General features: G+C 47.3%; 17 protein-coding genes and 1 other annotated feature. Of the genes, 1 reads left to right on the top strand and 16 read right to left on the bottom strand.

Going from position 1 to position 18,663, the window contains the following annotated elements; genetic code table 11:
• Nucleotides 1-48 precede the first annotated feature (48 nt).
• Entirely contained in the window at nucleotides 49-987 is a 939-nt protein-coding gene (locus tag KNP00_RS04335; protein WP_215142587.1) for a sugar ABC transporter substrate-binding protein, read from the bottom strand.
• Complete coding sequence (locus tag KNP00_RS04330; protein ID WP_240542722.1) at nucleotides 984-2,738, bottom strand: sensor histidine kinase; 1,755 nt, start codon at nucleotides 2,736-2,738, stop codon at nucleotides 984-986. The genes KNP00_RS04335 and KNP00_RS04330 overlap by 4 nt, the downstream gene beginning before the upstream one ends.
• A gap of 129 nt (nucleotides 2,739-2,867) precedes the next feature.
• Here KNP00_RS04330 and KNP00_RS04325 point away from each other — a divergent pair, with 129 nt between their 5' ends.
• The gene (locus tag KNP00_RS04325; RefSeq protein ID WP_215142585.1) at nucleotides 2,868-3,821 is read left to right on the top strand and encodes a 4-hydroxy-3-methylbut-2-enyl diphosphate reductase; all 954 of its coding nucleotides are present in this window, start codon (nucleotides 2,868-2,870) and stop codon (nucleotides 3,819-3,821) included.
• Nucleotides 3,822-3,864: 43 nt separating this feature from the next.
• On the opposite strand, the gene KNP00_RS04320 is transcribed toward KNP00_RS04325, so the two are convergent.
• The 14 genes from KNP00_RS04320 to KNP00_RS04255 all read right to left on the bottom strand — a co-directional run bounded on the left by KNP00_RS04320 (nucleotide 3,865) and on the right by KNP00_RS04255 (nucleotide 18,624).
• Nucleotides 3,865-4,977, bottom strand: coding sequence for a Nif3-like dinuclear metal center hexameric protein (locus KNP00_RS04320; RefSeq protein WP_215142583.1), 1,113 nt, complete (start codon nucleotides 4,975-4,977; stop codon nucleotides 3,865-3,867).
• Complete coding sequence (locus tag KNP00_RS04315) at nucleotides 4,977-5,693, bottom strand: tRNA (adenine(22)-N(1))-methyltransferase (protein WP_215142582.1); 717 nt, start codon at nucleotides 5,691-5,693, stop codon at nucleotides 4,977-4,979. Before KNP00_RS04315 ends, KNP00_RS04320 begins: the two co-directional genes overlap by 1 nt.
• A gap of 96 nt (nucleotides 5,694-5,789) precedes the next feature.
• A complete protein-coding gene (gene cccA / locus KNP00_RS04310; protein WP_215142581.1) occupies nucleotides 5,790-6,128 on the bottom strand; it encodes a cytochrome c550 in 339 nt (112 codons plus the stop codon).
• 132 nt (nucleotides 6,129-6,260) lie between these two features.
• Nucleotides 6,261-7,355 carry an RNA polymerase sigma factor RpoD gene (gene rpoD / locus KNP00_RS04305; RefSeq protein ID WP_215142580.1) on the bottom strand — a complete coding sequence of 365 codons (1,095 nt, stop codon included), beginning with the start codon at nucleotides 7,353-7,355 and terminating at the stop codon, nucleotides 6,261-6,263.
• 35 nt (nucleotides 7,356-7,390) lie between these two features.
• Nucleotides 7,391-9,202, bottom strand: coding sequence for a DNA primase (dnaG, locus tag KNP00_RS04300; protein ID WP_215142579.1), 1,812 nt, complete (start codon nucleotides 9,200-9,202; stop codon nucleotides 7,391-7,393).
• A gap of 127 nt (nucleotides 9,203-9,329) precedes the next feature.
• Complete coding sequence (locus tag KNP00_RS04295; RefSeq protein ID WP_215142578.1) at nucleotides 9,330-10,172, bottom strand: pyruvate, water dikinase regulatory protein; 843 nt, start codon at nucleotides 10,170-10,172, stop codon at nucleotides 9,330-9,332.
• Entirely contained in the window at nucleotides 10,159-10,788 is a 630-nt protein-coding gene (gene ccpN / locus KNP00_RS04290) for a transcriptional regulator CcpN (RefSeq protein WP_215142577.1), read from the bottom strand. The genes KNP00_RS04295 and ccpN overlap by 14 nt, the downstream gene beginning before the upstream one ends.
• 21 nt (nucleotides 10,789-10,809) lie before the next feature.
• Nucleotides 10,810-12,864 (bottom strand): glycine--tRNA ligase subunit beta, encoded by a 2,055-nt coding sequence (glyS, locus tag KNP00_RS04285; protein ID WP_215142575.1) that lies wholly within the window; start codon nucleotides 12,862-12,864, stop codon nucleotides 10,810-10,812.
• Complete coding sequence (gene glyQ / locus KNP00_RS04280; protein WP_215142785.1) at nucleotides 12,857-13,750, bottom strand: glycine--tRNA ligase subunit alpha; 894 nt, start codon at nucleotides 13,748-13,750, stop codon at nucleotides 12,857-12,859. The genes glyS and glyQ overlap by 8 nt, the downstream gene beginning before the upstream one ends.
• Before the next feature lie 64 nt (nucleotides 13,751-13,814).
• Nucleotides 13,815-13,996, bottom strand: a binding site (T-box leader).
• Between the two features lie 50 nt (nucleotides 13,997-14,046).
• Complete coding sequence (recO, locus tag KNP00_RS04275; RefSeq protein WP_215142573.1) at nucleotides 14,047-14,796, bottom strand: DNA repair protein RecO; 750 nt, start codon at nucleotides 14,794-14,796, stop codon at nucleotides 14,047-14,049.
• A 3-nt stretch (nucleotides 14,797-14,799) separates the two neighbouring features.
• Nucleotides 14,800-15,708 carry a GTPase Era gene (gene era / locus KNP00_RS04270; RefSeq protein ID WP_215142571.1) on the bottom strand — a complete coding sequence of 303 codons (909 nt, stop codon included), beginning with the start codon at nucleotides 15,706-15,708 and terminating at the stop codon, nucleotides 14,800-14,802.
• A gap of 30 nt (nucleotides 15,709-15,738) precedes the next feature.
• A complete protein-coding gene (locus tag KNP00_RS04265) occupies nucleotides 15,739-16,086 on the bottom strand; it encodes a diacylglycerol kinase family protein (RefSeq protein ID WP_215142568.1) in 348 nt (115 codons plus the stop codon).
• Nucleotides 16,083-16,559, bottom strand: coding sequence for an rRNA maturation RNase YbeY (gene ybeY, locus KNP00_RS04260; protein WP_215142566.1), 477 nt, complete (start codon nucleotides 16,557-16,559; stop codon nucleotides 16,083-16,085). Before ybeY ends, KNP00_RS04265 begins: the two co-directional genes overlap by 4 nt.
• Nucleotides 16,537-18,624, bottom strand: coding sequence for an HD family phosphohydrolase (locus KNP00_RS04255; RefSeq protein ID WP_215142564.1), 2,088 nt, complete (start codon nucleotides 18,622-18,624; stop codon nucleotides 16,537-16,539). Before KNP00_RS04255 ends, ybeY begins: the two co-directional genes overlap by 23 nt.
• Between the last annotated feature and the right edge of the window lie 39 nt (nucleotides 18,625-18,663).

The raw sequence follows: 18,663 nt of genomic DNA, 5'->3' as shown, positions 1-18,663 counted from the left end.
TGTTTCTTTCCACTTTTCCTAGCATAGCGGAATCAAATGATTTGTCAATCAATCTTTTGCCACACCTTCATATAAATAGCTTGAAGAATAATAATGTTTGGCAATTTTCTTTCCATTTAAATGTTGCTCGAGCGCCTTAAAGCCGACTTCCATCATTTCATTCGGGGACTGTACGACGGTCGCATTGACTTTCCCGTTTTGGATGAGGGGGTAAATGTCAGAGACCCCATCCACCGACACGATCGTTTTGTCTGTTAGACCATGGCTCTCTAAAGCCCTGACGACACCGAACGTATTGTCATCGTTATGTGAAAAGACAGCATCGAACGGAATCTCTCCCGTCAACCAACGCGACATTTCAATCTCTGCTTGGAACGTGTCATAGTTGCCGGTGATTGACGCAATGATTTGAAATTGATCTTCATGTTGTTTCTCGTATTCACGAATTCCAAGGCTACGGTCCATCGTGGAACGAACTTTTGGAGTTCCCCTCACCTCGACTACACGAATCGGGCGATCAAGGTCACTATATTTTGCAGCAATCTGCTCTGCTGCCATCCGACCGATATCGACATTGTCAGATACGACCGAAGTGAGGACACTCGAATGATCAATCATACGGTCAATTGCAATAATCGGGATTTGTTTGCGGTTTGCACGTTCTAATGAAGATTGAATGAATGTGTCATCTAATGTTGTCAAAAAAATGGCCTCGACGTCCCGGTCAATCAAAGAATCTAGTTTCTCTTTTTCGAGGACGCGGGAATCTTCACTCGTCGTCGGGATTGGGACGAACCCTTTTTGATTGGCTGTATGAACGAACGAGTCCAACAGTTTATTCGCATGCTCATGTTTGTCACTCACAAATACGAATCCCACTTCTTTGTCACTTGTCTTTTCTTCCGGAAGTTGGATTGAGGTAATAAGAAGGATCGTCATAGCCCAAACGATCGGCAACCAAATCCAATAGTGTCTGAGCCCCTTCATGACGGTTGTCTCCTTGGAATTTTGATTAGCATAGCTGTCCCTTGTCCGACTGTACTGTCGATCTCCATCGTCCCGTTTACACTCTTCAAATATTCCTGAATCATATAAATACCGAGACCGTTCCCTGTTTCTTTCGTTGTATGAAAAGCAGAGCCGACCAGTTTAAGTTGTTCCTCACTCATGCCGATCCCATTGTCTTCAATCAAGAAGCGATATTCCTGTTCCGTAAAGAGAACGGTGACGACGACACTGCCCTCTGCACCTTTCGATTCGACGGCTTCGACCGCGTTTTTAAAGAGGTTGTATATGATTTGGACGAGCATATCAAAAGATGCATAGAATGAAGGCATGTCGTTCGGTACGAGTAGTTCCCATTTGGTTGGCCGCTTATAACATTCAGCGTCCATTAAGAACTCAAGTCGTTTCGCAAAGTATAACATATCGATCCACTCTTCATTTTTTCCGGCCTGGTCGGGTCGAGCGAGCGTTAACATCGTCGAAATCAAGTCATTTGCCCGCTCTAACTCTTTGATGGCCACATCTACCATGTCACGGTCACTCTGACCTTCTCGCACCATCTGTAACGTGATGTGTACAGGCGTCAACGGATTGCGTATCTCATGGGCGATACCAGCAGCCAATTGACCGAGTGAGGCTAGCTTTTCTTGATGTAAAATTAACTGTTGTTGACTTAACTGTTCACGACGCGACGTTTCCATACGTTGTGCATAATCGTTGTACGTATCGAGTAGCGTCTCCACTTCCTTTGAACCGGTACGTTCTAATGCGATCGTCCCAAGAGATTGTTGCCTTTTAATATGATTGACCAGCTCGACTAACGGGTTCGTCAACGTGCGGGAGAGCAACAATCCGACAAGGATGCTCAAGAAAAATGTGACGAGTGCGATCAACAAGTATTGCCAACGCGTATCATAGACCGTTTCATACACCGAGTCGTTCCGATGTTTCGCAAGCATACTCCATCCACTGACACGGGCATCCGGTTCGTACATCAACGTATCTTCATCGGTACTCAGTATAGTCCGTGTATTACGCTTTAACGCTTCGTCGATGACTTCACGCGATACACGGCGTTCCGCATCCGTGACGAGGTTGAAGGAGGTCGTTAGCACTTCACCTTGTTCATCAAGCAAATACAAGATCATATCGTCATTTGATGATTCTAACGAACGACGGTACAGGTCAGAGTTCAATACACTAATGCTTCCCCCAAAAATCCCAATCGGTCGATTCTCCTCGATCACAGGTACGTATAAATACGTCCCTACATCTCCGCTAATCATGATCGGTTCACTCATATACAGTTCTTTTCCACTGGCAGTCAGCACTTCCGTGAACTTGGGGTCGCGCTTTATATCAGATGATGCAACTCGTCGTTCAGAATACCATTTAAAGGAATTTTGCCTGACATCATAATAAAAGATAGATGTAAAGCTCGTCCGCTGATTCAAATACCCCGTACGGATCCGCTCTTCAATCCACGGTTCATTCCCGGCATATGCTCCAAGATAAACTAAATCTTCATACAGTTTTCCTAAACGGGATTCGACGTTCTCAATACTGTCATCAATCGCATAATCAAACTGCTCTTTTGCAAGCTCTTCGGCCCGAGACACCGTGACTCGGTCAGCAGAAAAAGCAAGTGAAGAAATGACAAGTGCTAGTATGATGATGATAATAAACGTGATTTGAAAAAAGTATGATTTCTTAAGTTCTCCCCATTGTTTCATACGATTCACGGCGTCCCTCCTTTCTAACCTAAAAATTATAGCATGAATACACGCAAATCTTTTCGTATTTTCGAAACAATGTTAGACTAATACGTATGAAAGCACTTCGAAAGGAGCCTTCGTCTTCATATGAAAGTTAAAAAAATTAGTCCACGCGGATATTGCTACGGTGTCGTCGATGCCATGAAACTTGCAAATGAGGCGGTCGCAAATCCAGATTTGCCACGCCCGATTCATATACTCGGAATGATCGTCCACAATCGTCACGTCACACAGGCGTTTGAAGATCTTGGTGTCAAAACGGTGGATGGTGAAGACCGCATGCAGGCACTCGAAACAATCGATCGAGGCACAGTCGTCTTTACAGCACACGGAATTTCTCCGCTCGTTCGTAAACGTGCCATTGAAAAAGGATTGACGATTGTTGACGCCTCATGTCCGGATGTGCTCGTCACGCACGATTTGATTCGTGAAAAAACGGCAGACGGCTATGATGTCATCTATATTGGAAAACACGGGCACCCGGAACCGGAGGGCGCCATCGGGGTCGCACCGGATTTCGTCCATTTGATACAATATGAACATGAAATCGATCAATTACCAAGTCGGCTCTTTGATCGCAAGATTCTTGTGACGAACCAGACGACAATGAGTCAATGGGACGTCTCGACACTCATCGAACAAATACAGGCTCGATACCCACATGTTGAAGTGCATAATGAAATCTGTAACGCGACGCAAGTTCGTCAAGAGGCAGTCGCTGAACAAGCCGGAGACTGTGAATTATTAATCGTCGTCGGTGACCCTAAATCCAACAACTCGAACCGATTGGCCCAAGTATCAAAAGAGATTGCCGGAACGAATGCCTATCGCATCGGCGACTTGAGTGAACTTGATTTAAATTGGCTCGAAGGCGTAGAGACGGTCGCTGTGACATCCGGGGCTTCTACACCGACACCAATCACTAAAAAAGTCATCGACTTCTTGACACAATATGACCCTACAGATTTGAGTACACACGATAAAACACCATTTCTTGAACTTCGAAGCATCTTACCGAAAGTAAAGGCATTGCGAAAGTGAAGGAATCCCCCATTCTCTAAGGAGGACGGGGGATTTTCATGTTTTATCTGAACTGAAACGGGTTCGTGTTCGCAACAGATCGAATCAAGTCGACATCTACCTTCGCTTTTTCAAACTTTTTGCGGAGCACGTCAATCACGCCTTGTTTCATGACACTCTCGACATGGTGTCCTGGATCGACGACCGAAAGTCCTAGTGCCATCGCCTCGTGGGCAACGTGGAAATATAAATCGCCCGTGACATAAGCATCTGCTCCCTTAAAATGCGCAGCAGAGACGTACTTGTTCCCGTCCCCACCAAGGACAGCCACTTTCTCAATCAATCGAGCCGGGTCCCCGACGACCCGCACACCTTCAACACCGAAGCTCGTCTTCACATGTGCGGCGAACTGCTCGAGCGTCAACGCCTGTTCAAGTCGACCGATTCTGCCTAGCCCATACACGTGCCCCTCGATTTCATCACGCATGAGGTCATACGCCACTTCTTCGTATGGGTGAGCATCTCTCATCGCTTTTAATACGCGCTTTTTTTGGCTTTCGCGAACGACCGTCTCGATTCTCACTTCTTCTACTTGCTCTGTCTCATGTGGTCGACCGATGAACGGGTCCGTACCTTCGAGCGGAGTGAACTGTCCGGTTCCAGAGACCCGGAACTGACAGTCCGCATAGTTACCGATCTGTCCCGCACCCGCTTTCCCTATTGCGTTCGAGACGTCTTGTGCATGCGTTTCTGGAACGAATACGGATAACTTGTACACGGGCTCCTCATACGTTGGAACGAGTACTTTCGTGTCACGTAATCCGATCGCCTCACTCATCCAATCATTGACACCACCGACACACACGTCTAAGTTCGTATGCGCGACGTAAACCGCAATATTATGCTGGATGCACTTCATCGTAATGTTACCTGCCGTGGAGCGGTCATTGACTTGAGCTAACGGGCTAAAAATTGGGGGATGGTGTGCAATAATCAAATCGATTTCGTTCTCAATCGCTTCATCTACAACCGATTCGAGCACATCGAGCGTCACCATGACCCGTTTGACCTCTTTGTTGAGCGACCCGATTTGCAAGCCGATCTTATCGCCTTCGACTGCCAAATGTTTTGGCGCAAACTCTTCAAACAGTTGAATCACTTGATTACCGTTCGCCATTACTCACTCACCTCTCTCATCTTGTCGCGCATCCGTTTAAACTCGATTTGTTTTTGAACCAACGCTTCCGACTGAATGCCGTCCGCCATTTGTCCGAGCACATATTCTAACTTATCGGCTTCACGGCTCCATTTGAGCTTGAATGGTTCTGGTCGTTCCTGAATGAGAAACGGACCGAATAACAACTGCCACATGCGCTCGTCCGACTCGTCACTATAAATGGACTCAGTACCTTTTTCTCCAACCAGGATTTCGTAGACCTTATCATTCTCTTCCACAATCGCTTCTTCGACAAGGACATAGCCATTTTCAAGTAGCCAACTCCGAACATGTTGCCCATCCACATTCGGTTGAAGGACGAGCCGTTCGACCGCACCGAGCTTATCTTGACCCGCTTCGAGAATAGAGCGAATCAAACTGCCTCCCATTCCACAAATCGAGATACATGTCGCTTCATTTTCATGTAAAACGGCGAGTCCGTCTCCTAGACGCACATCGATCACATCTTGTGCTCCAATCAAGTTCACCTGTGCTTTTGCAGCCTCCATTGGACCGATATTCACTTCTCCTGCAATTCCTTTTGAAATGATGCCTTGCTGAAAGGCATAACACGGGACGAAGGCATGATCTGACCCGATATCGGCGAGCACGCTTTCTTTTGGGATATAGTCGACGACTTGCTTCAACCGACGATCTAAAACGACACGTTCTTGCATACTAGACAACTCCTTTATTCTACTTCTTCCTTAGCGTATCGAAATCTTCACACTTCGACAACAAAAAACGCACCCCGTTACGGAGTGCGTCACATCTTATTGTTCAACCAACCAATTGGCAAGCACTTCAGCCTCTTCAGCCGATGCAAGACCTGCTGGCATCGTGCCTTGTCCGTTGACGATGATGTCTACGATTTCTTCAGGTGAAAGACGATCCCCGACACCAGTAAGCGCTGGACCAACGCCCCCTTCAAGATTTCCACCGTGGCAACCTGTGCAACCCTTCGCTGCATACAATTCTTCTGGGTTCATTTCAGTGACTGCCGGACCTTCAGCCGCTTGCTGCGCCTGATTCACACCAAAATACGATAATGATACCATGGCGATAATTGCGACGATCGCGATGGCCGCAAACGGTAACAATGGATTACGCATTGTAGTTCCCCCTCATGTTCATTCCAAATTTCTATCCAACACTATTTTACTCAAAAAATAATAAAGAAGGAAGGAAAATCACTTATTTTCCTCCCTCTCTTCTAAAACTTCACACTTTATTCAAATATGAAATTAATCGAGGAAGTCTTTCAATCGCTTGGAACGACTTGGGTGACGTAATTTCCGCAGTGCTTTCGCCTCGATTTGACGAATCCGTTCCCGCGTAACACCGAACACTTTACCGACTTCCTCAAGTGTGCGTGTACGACCATCATCTAAACCGAAACGAAGGCGAAGTACATTCTCTTCACGGTCTGTCAACGTATCGAGCACGTCCTCTAATTGCTCTTTCAACAACTCATAAGCCGCTGCATCTTGTGGTGCCATCGCATCCTGGTCTTCAATGAAGTCTCCGAGATGTGAATCGTCCTCTTCACCAATCGGCGTCTCAAGTGAGACTGGCTCTTGGGCGATTTTCAAGATTTCACGCACTTTTTCAGGTGTGAGTTCCATCTCTTTGGCAATCTCTTCAGGAGACGGTTCACGACCGAGGTCTTGAAGCAATTGACGTTGGACGCGAATCAACTTGTTAATTGTTTCAACCATGTGTACCGGGATACGAATCGTGCGGGCCTGGTCCGCGATCGCACGCGTGATTGCTTGACGAATCCACCATGTGGCATACGTCGAAAACTTGAACCCTTTCATGTAGTCGAATTTTTCGACCGCTTTGATGAGTCCCATGTTCCCTTCTTGAATCAAATCCAGGAAGAGCATCCCACGCCCTACGTAACGTTTCGCAATCGATACGACGAGACGAAGGTTTGCTTCTGCGAGTCGTTTCTTCGCTTCTTCGTCCCCTTGCTCGATTCGCTTCGCAAGCTCCGTCTCATCTTTGGCACTAAGGAGATCGACTCGACCGATTTCTTTCAAATACATACGAACCGGGTCATTGATTTTAATTCCGGGTGGTACGGATAAGTCGTTTAAATCGACTTCTTCATCTTCTTTCTTGGCAGGTGTTTCTTCTGCATCTGCCGCATCCTCTGTGACGCGGATGTCCTTCGCTTCTAAATCTTCGATGAAGTTATCGATAAAATCCGAATCCACCTCAAAATGACTGAGGCGGTCTTGAATCGCTTGCATTGAGACAACGCCTTTTTTCTTTCCTAACTTTTCAAGCTCATCTATGGCGTTAAATAAATCCTCTTTCTTCTTCTCTGCCATTTAGCAGTTCAACTCCTTCCAAACTTCATCCACGATCATCGTTCTCGAAGACGACGACTACGGGCAATCAATTCTTGTAGCTTGGACGCCTGGTCTTGCATACTTAAAGCGTCTTGAGCGATTTCCCTTTTTGCACGCTCGATTTGACGTTGCTCCTCATAACTGTTTATGACCCGAATGTATTCGTCTAAAACCTCTTCAGACAGTTCATCCGGACCAGCCATGAGCCGAATCTCTGCAAAACGCGTCGCATAATCGGGTCGTTGATCACAGTAACGTTCCATAAAGGGGAGCGTGACTTGATCAAATTCATCTTGCGTCATCGTTTCGGAGACAACCTCGTATAGGGCAGTGCCTAGCATACGATGGGTCTCATCTTGATAGCGCAAACCTAAGCGATCACGGACGAATCGGACCTGCTCAGGACCGGTCAACATCGCACGCAACAAATATTTTTCAGCTTTCATCCAGCGTGGTTCACTCGTTTTAGTGGAACGTTTTTTTACCGGCTCGACTCGCTCCATCGTGCGTGCGGGAGTTGATTCGCTTGACGTCGGACGAGGAATTCTCGAGCGGAGCGTCTCTAGCGGAACATCAAACTCATCTGACAATTTTTTCACATATAAATCTCTTCGGATCGAATCATTCGTCTTTCCAATCTCTTCAAGCATAGATTCAATAAAGCGAATCCGTTCTCCTTCTCGGTTCAAGTTTTTTCCTTGCCGGAGCATACGATTCATAAAATCGAGAACACTCAACTGTTCAGTTTCAATAAACTGTTGCCAGCGCGACGCACCATGTTGACGAATGTAATCATCCGGGTCCGTCTTTTCAGGTAGCGGTAAAACTTGTACGTCGAGTGGAGACGCCTCGAGTTGGCGAATGACTTTTTGTGTCGCTTCTTGGCCTGCACGGTCCCCGTCATAACAGATAATGACTTCTTCCACGATTCGGGACAATGCCCTTGCGTGTTGTTGGGAAAATGCGGTTCCGAGTGATGCGACGACTTCTTGCGTACCTGCTTGTGCGACTTGCAGGACGTCAACATTCCCCTCGACGAGGAAGACACGTTTTTTCTTTCGCATCAATGCCCGCGCTTGAGGGAAACCGAATAAAAGTTCACTTTTATTGAATAGCGGTGTTTCAGACGTATTCACATACTTTGGTTGTCGGTCATCGATCGCCCGTCCACTAAAGCCGACGATGGTACCGTCTCGATCCGCAATCGGAAAGACGACCCGTCCTTCAAACCGGTCATAATATTCACCGGCCTTCGACTTTGAAATCAAACCTGCTTCAACCATCACTTCTAGGTCAAAACCTCGCCGCTCCAACAACTCGACAGTAAAGCGCCGTTGGTCCGGAGCAAAACCAATCTTGTACTGCTCGATTGTATCTTCGCTTAAGTGGCGATTCTTTAAATACGAAAGCCCTTCTTCGCCAGCTTCCGTTTTCATCAACACTTCATGATACAAATCGGCGACGAGTCGATGCGCATCTCGCATCTGTTTGCGCCATACTTGCTCACGCGTCAGTTCCTCGTCCCCTTGAATGCCATCCACTGAAATATTTGCTCGCGTCGCCAAACGTTCTACCGTTTCAGGAAACGACAAGCCTTCGGTCTCCATCACGAATGTGAATACATTCCCTCCGGCACCACAGCCGAAACAGTGATACATTCCCTTCTCAGGTGAAACAGAGAAGGAAGGAGTGTTTTCAGAATGGAACGGACATAACCCGACAAGGCGATGCCCCTGTTTCTTCAACTCGACGCGTTCGCCAATTAAATCCACAATATCGGTCGCTTGTTTCACTTCTGCGATGACTTCATCTGGTATACGTGGCATGTTGACCACTCCCTGTTTCCAATCTCGCAACGAAACGGAACGCGCAACACGTTCCGTTTCACTGTACTGTCAATACTCTATTATACCTTCTTAAGGCAACGATTACTAATCGAAACGCTTATTTGAATCAATCGTCTTTTGAGTGTTCGAGATGACGCAAAATAATCCCTGCCGTCTCTTCGACAGCCTTGTTTGTCACATCAATGACATCGCACCCGATACGTTCATAAATCCCTCGCGCATACTCAAGTTCGCGATTGATTCGTTCGAGTTGTGCATAATCCGCTTCCGGTTTCAATCCAAGTGATTTGAGACGTTCCATTCGGATTGAAATCAACTTTTCAGGAGAAATGATCAACCCGACACATCGTTCCGCAGGCAGGTCAAACAATTCTTCAGGTGGTCGTGATTCCGGGACGAGAGGCACGTTTGCGACTTTATATCGTTTGAGTGCCAAATATTGAGACAATGGGGTTTTTGATGTCCGCGAGACCCCAACTAGCACGATATCAGCTTTTTTCAGTCCGCGCGGGTCCCGGCCATCATCGTATTTGACAGCGAATTCCATCGCTTCGATTTTTCGAAAGTAATCATCATCTAATCGATAGATGAGACCAGGTTTCTCACGTGGTGCCTCTTTCAATTGAGTTGACAAAACGTCAAGCAAGTTGCCGAGCAAGTCGACCGTCTTGATTTGATGCGTTTCCCCTAGTCTCATGAGCAGGGCCCGATGTTCTTCATTGACAAGTGTGAAGGCGATGATGGCCTGTTGAGCTTTCGCTTGGGTGACGACGTCGAGAATGGTCTGTTCATCCTCTACGAACGGGATACGCAGTGTTTCAATCGCATTTTCGTGAAACTGGATACTCGCTGCCCGGACGACGAGTTCACACGTCTCCCCGACAGAGTCGCTTACAACGAACACAAGTTGCTTCGTAGTCAAATCAGTTTCCTCCTCAGATTGACTCATCGTTCGCTAACGCAATGAGCACTTTCGTCATATTGGTCTTCGTCATACGACCGAGCACAATCAACTTCCCATCCTTTTCTTCCACGACAGGCATGGCATCAATTTGTTTTTCAATCAATTTCATGCCTGCCCGAATCAACGTCTCACTTTTCTCACATACGGTGATGTTCGGCATGCGTGTCATGATGACGTTGACCGGTAACTGGTCTAAATCTTGATTCCCGATCGCGGCACGAAGGAGGTCTTTTCGAGATAACACTCCGACTAACTCCCGATCACGTCCGACTACGAACAACGAGCCGACATCTTCTAAAAACAAGGTAACGATCGCATCATATACCGTCATCTCATCTCGAACGACTTTCGCAGAGGACATGAAGTCTCCGACGGTCAAAGAGTCCAACTTTTCTCGGAGAATCGACGAGTTCCGTTTGCCAACGAACGTGTAGCCGACACGCGGTCTAGCTTCAAGTATTCCAGTCATCGTTAAAATCGCAAGGTCGGGGCGCAGCGTCGCTCGTGTCAATGACAACTCTTGCGCGATTTGCTCTCCAGTGATCGGTCCGTTCTCCTTCACGATCTCAACAATTTTTTGTTGGCGTTCATTCAGTTGCATAGCCAACCCCCTCTAGTTTGTTCAGAGTACGAGCGCATTAAAGTCTGCGACATGATGAATCGTCGTAGCAAGTCGGCTCATTTCATGGAGACGGTTATGGCGCACCGTCTCATCCTCACTCATAACCATTGTATGTTCAAAGTACATCATGATCGGTGATTCAAGCGTGCTTAACAGGTGTAACGCTCTCGTATAGTCTCCCGACTGCACAGCGTCCATCGTTTCAGGCTCGATTTTTTCAATCGCTTCGTGCAATGCAGCCTCATATTCATTTTCAAACAATGCCGGGTCGACAACACCAGGCTCACCTTTTTTCGAGATATTGACGACACGCGATAACTGTTCGATTAACGCCTTCGCATCCGTCGATACAAAGTCTTGAATCGCTTTCGCCCGTGCGTCGAGGCGGCCTACCGTCAATGACGTCGTCAGCACAGCGTCGATTACATCGTAACGAATATGTTGTTCTTGCAAGCGATACTTCAAACGGAGTTTGAAAAACTCAAAAAGTTGAGTCTTGACTTGTTCTTTATCGGCTTCATAGAGTCCTGCTTCAAGTTGTAATTCGACAACTTTTGAGAGGAGCTCTTCGATTGAGAGATCGATTTTCCAGTCGCCAAGAATTTGAACGACACCTTGGGCCTGACGACGAAGGGCGAACGGGTCTTGTGAACCACTCGGAATCATACCAATGCCGAAGAACGCAGCAATCGAGTCGAGTTTATCGGCAAGGGCGAGCACAGCACCAGTCGCCGTCTCTGGAGAGGCATCCCCTGCGAAGCGAGGCATGTAGTGTTCACGAATCGCTGTTGCCACTTCCTTGTCCTCACCTTGTTGAAGCGCATACTTCTCACCCATGATCCCTTGAAGTTCTGTGAATTCGTATACCATTTGGCTCACGAGGTCGAACTTATGAATCGCGCCGGCACGTTTTACTTTATCGAGGTCTGCCTCAAATAAAGGTGCAAGTGTCTCTGCGATTTCCGTTACGCGACGTGACTTCGCTCCGGTCGTCCCGAGTTTTTCATGGAAGACGATGCGGTCAAGGCGAACTACTTGATCATCGATTTTGGTTTTTTTGTCCTCTTCATAGAAGAAGACGGCATCTGCGAGACGTGCTCGGATGACTTTTTCATTTCCTCTCGCTACATTTTCAAGATGGTTCGCGTCCCCGTTTCGTACAGTGACAAAATAGTTTTTCAACGTGCCATCGATATAGACTGGGAAATAGCGCTGATGCTCTTTCATCGTTGTGATGAGCACTTCTTCAGGTAAATCGAGATACGTTTCATCAAATTCACCGAAGAGGGCAGTCGGCCATTCGACCAAATTCGTCACTTCTTCCAGTAAACGAGCATCGAGCGGGATTTTCCACCCCTGGTTTGAAGCGAGTGTTTGAATTTGACGCTCGATTTCAGCTTTACGCGCCTCATAGTTCGCCAGTACGAAAGCAGATGTTAACGTCTGTACATACTCGCTAGGCGATTCGATGACCACGTCTCCCTTACTGAGGAAACGATGACCACGCGTCACATTCCCGGTCTTCACGCCCTCGATTGTGAAATCGATGATGTCTCGACCGAAAAGCGCGATCAGCCAACGGATTGGTCGCATATATCGTAAACTGCTCGTGCCCCACTTCATGTTTTTCGGGAACGTCAGGCTCCGAATGACGTCTTCAAGACCACTCAATAACGAAGTCGTTTCTTTACCTTTTTCATGACGCTCTGCAAAGACATATTCGACTCCTTTTTCTTCTGCAAAATAAAGGTCCTCTACCGTCAATCCGCGCCCGCGAGCAAATCCCTGGGCCGCCTTGGACCAGTTCCCTTCAGCGTCTTGCGCAATCTTTTTCGCAGGTCCGCGAAGCGTTTCTGTCAAATCTTGTTGCGTCTCCGCCACATCACGAACGATGACAGCCAAACGACGCGGTGTGGAGTACACCTCGATTGAGCCAAAATCAACACGCGCTTCTTTTAAAAATACATCGACGCGTTCTGCCAACTGCGCCTCTGAACGTAAGACGTATTGGGCCGGAAGTTCTTCTAATCCAATCTCTAGTAAAAGATCACGCATCCAAGTCACCTGCTTTCTCTTGTTTCAAAAGTGGGAAACCGAGACGTTCCCGTTCTTCGATAAATTTAGCCGCGCATGCACGGGACATGTTACGTACACGCTGGATGAAGCCTGTACGTTCCGTCACCGAAATGGCGCCCTTCGCGTCCAACAAGTTGAACGTGTGCGAACATTTCAAGATGTAATCGTAAGCCGGGAAGACAAGATTTTCTTCGAGGGCGCGCTTCGCTTCTTTTTCATACGTATCGAAGAGCGAGAATAACATATCGACGTCCGATAGTTCGAACGTATATTTTGAATGCTCAAACTCGGGTTGATAGAAGATGTCACCATACTTGAATCCATCTGTCCATACGAGGTCGAACACACTCTCTACTTCTTGGATATATGATGCGAGACGCTCGAGCCCGTATGTGATTTCCACGGCAATCGGGTCACATTCGATACCTCCGACTTGCTGGAAGTAGGTGAACTGCGTGATCTCCATTCCGTTGAGCCAAACTTCCCAACCGAGTCCCGCCGCTCCAAACGTCGGGTTTTCCCAGTTGTCCTCGACGAAACGGATATCGTGTTCAAGAGGATTGACTCCGATTAATTCAAGGCTCTCTAAGTATAGCTCTTGAATATTGTTCGGTGACGGCTTCATGATCACTTGGAATTGATGGTGTTGATACAAACGGTTCGGGTTCTCTCCGTAACGCCCGTCGGCTGGACGACGTGATGGTTCTGTGTAACAAACGTTCCACGGCTCTGGTCCTAATGTTCTCAACGTCGTCATCGGATTTAACGTTCCTGCTCCTTTTTCCACATCGTACGCCTGCATCGTCAAGCAACCTTTTGATGCCCAAAAGTTTTGCAGTGTGAGAATGATTTCTTGCATGGTCATATGTTTCATAAATGACACCTCCAATAAAATTGAAACGACAAAAAACGCCCCTATGTGCCTAGCACATAGGGACGGGATTGATTCCCGCGGTTCCACCCTACTTGCCCTTAAAATTAGGGCCACTCTTAAAAAGATGTGGGCACTCTGGAATCGCCATTCACACTTCACATGATATTCGGCTCACACCATCCCGAACTCGCTTTCATCATGACAGGAAGAGTTACTTTTTTCCTTCATCGCGCACGCTAATTCATTTGTCTAATCGTAAATCATCGTATCGAATTCAATATAAAAAGTCAATCCTCATTCATATGAAGTCGAATCATTTGATCGAGTACACGCTTCGTCTTCAGTCGCAGGCCGCTATATGATTCCATATACGCATCGAAGAGCTGTCGCAATAATAGTCTTGACTCATCCGATAGTGGTACGTTCCGAAATTCCGACAGTTCATGTTTGCTCATCAAATAGAGAAGTTTGGCCAAACGTTCAGAAAGTCGAACTGCCCCTTCTTCTTGATGTCTCGCACATAAGAACCCGCCCGATGCGACAGAGAAGTACATCGGATCGGTCACGTCTCCACAGCGTAAGCATCCCGTCAATACAGGGGCGACTCCTAATAGATGTAACACACGTAGTTCAACATAATGCGTGATCACATCCGGATCCATCCCGGCATTCAACGCTTGTAGCGCGTCCCGCAACATCCGAAACAGCGGACGATTTTGAACACGGTCCTCAGCAGCCCGGTCAACAAGCTCTAACCAATACATTGCGTACGCCATCCGGTCGACGTCTTTTCTAATCTCAGGATAGGACGTGATCACATCAGATGATTTTAACTGTGCGAGCCCACGGCTAGAAGGAAAAATGTAAACGCCTTCCACAAACGGCTGGCTCGAGGCATGAAAACGACTACCTGGTTTTTTCGCACCACGCGCCATAATCGCGACTTTGCCAAGTTCTTCCGAAAACAAAGTCACGACTTTATTCGACTCCCCATAATTGACGGTACGAACGACGATTCCCGTGACTTTTTGTAACATGACTTAGTACTCGTCGTCGCGGAAACCGAGGTCACGTAGCTGACCCATCTTGTTTCGCCAGTCTTTTTGCACTTTGACCCAAAGATTCAAATAGACTTTCGTACCGAGAAGCGCCTCGATATCATGGCGGGCGTCCGTTCCGATTTCACGAAGCATCGCCCCTTTTTTCCCGATGATGATTCCTTTTTGTGAATCGCGCTCGACCATGATGACGGCCTCGACGTCAATCATCTCTGAGTTTTCACGTTTCTTGATCGATTCGATGGCAACAGCAATCGAATGAGGGACTTCATCCCTTGTCTTGTGCAACACTTTCTCACGGATCATCTCTGAAATGATGAATCGCTCCGGGTGGTCGGTCACTTGGTCGGCCGGGTAATACATCGGTCCTTCCGGTAGCAGTTTCTTAATTTCTTTTAACAGTGGCTCCACATTATTACCTTGTAGTGCCGATATCGGAACATATGCCGCAAAATCTAATTCGTTCGTATATTGCTCAATCACCTTCGGAAGTTCATCTGGATGAATCAAATCAATCTTGTTCATGACCAAAATAATTGGTGTATCGAGCCCTTTTAGTTTCTCGATAATAAAGTCATCTCCGGCACCACGTGGTTCCGTCACGTTCACCATGAAGAGAATCGCATCGACTTCACGGAGAGCGTTCGTCGCCACTTTCATCATGAAATCGCCGAGACGGTGTTTCGGTTTATGGATTCCCGGTGTATCGATGAAAATGATTTGGGAATCATCCGTTGTGTATACACCTTGTACTTTGTTTCGTGTCGTTTGAGGCTTATCCGACATGATGGCAATCTTTTGACCGATCACTCGATTGAGGAATGTCGATTTCCCGACATTCGGTCGACCGATGATCGAGACGAATCCGGATTTAAAATCTTCTTGATACATAATGCACCTGCTTTCTCAATATCAGAACTATTAGTATAGCATGTTCCATAGCCGTGGACCGAATATTATGAGTGCCGTTACGGCGGCACCAATCGAGGCGACAAGTACGGACCCTGCGGCAACATCTTTCGCTTGTTTTGCGAGCGGATGAACATCCTCGGTCACGAGGTCGACCGTTCGTTCAATCGCAGTGTTCATCAATTCTAAGCTAATGACCGCAACCACCCAAGCGATCAGAATCACAATCTCTAACCGTGTCGGCTGTAACCAGATGGAAAAAATCAATACGAGAAGAGCCGATATGAGATGGAGACGCATATTTCGCTCTGTACGAATGGCGTGCAGTATGCCAACACATGCCAATCGGAACGGTTTCACACGTTGCCTCGCTTCAACTCAAAATGAGTGAGCACCTCTTCTTGTCTTGCGGTCATTTCCGCTTCTTCTTCAGTTGTCATATGATCGTACCCTAATAGATGAAGAAATCCGTGGATTGCCAAGAATCCGAGTTCCCGTTCAAATGAATGACCATAGTCAGCTGCTTGTTCTCGGCAACGTTCTACCGAGATGACTAAATCACCGAGTAGATGTGGTTCATCTTCGTCGAGAGTGAAATCCATCTCATCATCGCCCATCTCATCAAAGGCGAAACTAATGACATCGGTCGGGGCGTCTTTACCACGCCATTCCCGATTCACCTCATGGATTTCCGCATTCGTCAAATACGAGACGGACAATTCGCTCGGTTCCTCCACCTCTTCTAACTCGGCAGCATGTTGAAGGATTGCCTCGACAAGTTCGATTTGAGATGTTGTTAACAATTCATGTTCATCGTTCGAGATGATTTGCATGTAATTCTCCCTCTTTCTTCATTTCTGGGTATTCAATTCGCTCATGGAACAAGCCGGTCAATGTCTCACACGCACTTTCTCCGACGCGCCAAACTTCTTTCGTTGTGAGTTCACAGTCTTCGAATTGTCCATCGGCCATTTTATCTCGAATGATAGCTCGCACGAGCATTCGGATTTTTTCTGGTGTCGGTTGCTTTTGCGACCGAACGGCTGCCTCGATTGAGTCGACAATCATGACGACCGCCGCTTCACGTGTCTGCGGTTTCGGGCCAGGATAACGGAATCGCGATTCCATCACATCCTTCTCTTCCGTTTCTTGCGCCTTCACGTAGAAATATTTCAACAAGGAAGTTCCATGATGTTGCTCGGCGATATCAATAATTTCTTTCGGTAACTTATAGCGCCGCAATAAGTCGGCCCCATCGTATGGATGAGCCATGATGATGTCTGCCGATTCTTCAGGAGTCAACCGATCGTGTGGATTCCCTCCGCCTTGCTGATTTTCAATAAAATGAAGGGGTCGCTCCGTCTTTCCTAGATCGTGATAATAGCTCGCGACCCTTGCGAGCAATCCATCTGCCCCAATTGCTTCACAGGCAGATTCCGCTAAATTCGCTACCATCATACTGTGATGATACGTGCCTGGCGCCTCCATTAAGAGTTTACGCAACAACGGATGTGTCGGACTCATTAACTCGACGAGCCGTCCAGAAGATAAGACACCGAACCAAGGTTCTAAAAATGGTAAGAATCCAAACGTCAGGACAATCGACAACAGGGCACTGATGACAGCGAATCCCGATAGATACATCGCCATCTCCCAAGAGAGTTGTACGTTTCGCAATAACAACAACGCCATCACCATGATGATGTTGACGAAACCGAGCAACACCCCGGACAAGAACAAACGCTTCCGTTGAATCTTCGGTTCGACTAAAAAGACCGCCAAAAAACTCCCAGTCGCAATGTACACAAGCGTCATAAAATTCGTACTCTGTCCGAACGTAACGACGATACTTCCGGCAATCATGGTGATGAAGGCTGACGCGAGTGCGACTCGCTCGTCAATCAAAATGCGTAGTAATAACACGACAAATGCGGTCGGGGCCAAAATATAGGCGTACGTCGTAAAATCGACACCAATATAACCGACGCCAAAAAAGATACCGAGTTGCAATAAAAGCAATCCATAGACCGTCACTAATATTTTCGGGCTCAATAACAACTCTTTGATTCTCGAACGGATGAGCATGAACAAAAAACCACCCGTCAATAGGGCACTCAACAAGAATGACCCTAATAGCGGGGCAAGTGAGCGGTCTGGGTCGATCGCTCCAGATAGTTCAAGCTTTCGATAAGTCTCGCGCGTGACTACTTCGCCTTGACTGACAAGTAGTTGGCCTTCCTGGATGATGACAGGGTCGACCGCATCGACAGCTTCTTGTTCTTTTTGACGAGTCGCCTCGGAGTCAAAGACATAGTTGGGGACGATGAGTTCATCGCTCAACGTTTTCGAGATAGCCCGAAACTCAAACGATAGTGGTGATTGATCGATAATCCCCGCAGCACGGTCGCGCGCGGCGGCCACCGCTTCGTTGCTCGTCTCAATGCGATTGTCCATCACTTGTTGTAACGCCGTCACGGTCACATCCTCGACTGTTTGTCGAGTATCTTCATTCGCTTCAAGTAACGAATTTAACTCTTCGTCAGCAAGAATTTCGTTCGCCTCGGTTGAGTTCAACCGATTTTTAATATCGGCGAGTTCGGTCTCGTCATCGGTGTTGTCAAAAGCAGCGAACAATTGCTCGACTTTCGCGATCTGTTGATCAGCGAATTCTCGTCTCAAGGAAAACTGACTCCCGACACCGTTCGTCACTTCTTGCTTCAAACGCTCGGTCGCTACGCGATCTTCGACCGTGATCGGAGACCGAATGTCTTGTTCGGCAATGCCTAGCGGCTCTACACTGATGATGGACGGGCGCACTGTAAAGTATAATAGAGCTCCCAGTAACAGAAAGAAAATTAGCGATATAGTCGCAACTGTCCAATTTTTAGCTTGCTGCATTCGTGTCCCCCCTTTTCACGATGTATGCTTCTCATTCCA

The sequence above is a fragment of the Exiguobacterium qingdaonense genome (assembly GCF_018617855.1).
Taxonomy (GTDB): domain Bacteria; phylum Bacillota; class Bacilli; order Exiguobacteriales; family Exiguobacteriaceae; genus Exiguobacterium; species Exiguobacterium qingdaonense.
This window is presented reverse-complemented; position numbering and strand designations above follow the sequence as displayed.

What these genes read in the sequence shown, in the direction of transcription:
- KNP00_RS04325 (WP_215142585.1), top strand. Translation starts at nt 2,868, where the DNA reads ATGAAAGTTAAAAAAATTAGTCCACGCGGATATTGCTACGGTGTCGTC.
- cccA (WP_215142581.1), bottom strand. Translation starts at nt 6,128, where the DNA reads ATGCGTAATCCATTGTTACCGTTTGCGGCCATCGCGATCGTCGCAATT.
- KNP00_RS04335 (WP_215142587.1), bottom strand. Translation starts at nt 987, where the DNA reads ATGAAGGGGCTCAGACACTATTGGATTTGGTTGCCGATCGTTTGGGCT.
- dnaG (WP_215142579.1), bottom strand. Translation starts at nt 9,202, where the DNA reads ATGCCACGTATACCAGATGAAGTCATCGCAGAAGTGAAACAAGCGACC.
- era (WP_215142571.1), bottom strand. Translation starts at nt 15,708, where the DNA reads ATGTATCAAGAAGATTTTAAATCCGGATTCGTCTCGATCATCGGTCGA.
- glyS (WP_215142575.1), bottom strand. Translation starts at nt 12,864, where the DNA reads ATGCGTGATCTTTTACTAGAGATTGGATTAGAAGAACTTCCGGCCCAA.
- recO (WP_215142573.1), bottom strand. Translation starts at nt 14,796, where the DNA reads ATGTTACAAAAAGTCACGGGAATCGTCGTTCGTACCGTCAATTATGGG.
- KNP00_RS04320 (WP_215142583.1), bottom strand. Translation starts at nt 4,977, where the DNA reads ATGGCGAACGGTAATCAAGTGATTCAACTGTTTGAAGAGTTTGCGCCA.
- KNP00_RS04330 (WP_240542722.1), bottom strand. Translation starts at nt 2,738, where the DNA reads ATGAAACAATGGGGAGAACTTAAGAAATCATACTTTTTTCAAATCACG.
- glyQ (WP_215142785.1), bottom strand. Translation starts at nt 13,750, where the DNA reads ATGACCATGCAAGAAATCATTCTCACACTGCAAAACTTTTGGGCATCA.
- ccpN (WP_215142577.1), bottom strand. Translation starts at nt 10,788, where the DNA reads ATGCAACTGAATGAACGCCAACAAAAAATTGTTGAGATCGTGAAGGAG.
- KNP00_RS04255 (WP_215142564.1), bottom strand. Translation starts at nt 18,624, where the DNA reads ATGCAGCAAGCTAAAAATTGGACAGTTGCGACTATATCGCTAATTTTC.
- KNP00_RS04295 (WP_215142578.1), bottom strand. Translation starts at nt 10,172, where the DNA reads ATGAGTCAATCTGAGGAGGAAACTGATTTGACTACGAAGCAACTTGTG.
- rpoD (WP_215142580.1), bottom strand. Translation starts at nt 7,355, where the DNA reads ATGGCAGAGAAGAAGAAAGAGGATTTATTTAACGCCATAGATGAGCTT.
- ybeY (WP_215142566.1), bottom strand. Translation starts at nt 16,559, where the DNA reads ATGCAAATCATCTCGAACGATGAACATGAATTGTTAACAACATCTCAA.
- KNP00_RS04315 (WP_215142582.1), bottom strand. Translation starts at nt 5,693, where the DNA reads ATGCAAGAACGTGTCGTTTTAGATCGTCGGTTGAAGCAAGTCGTCGAC.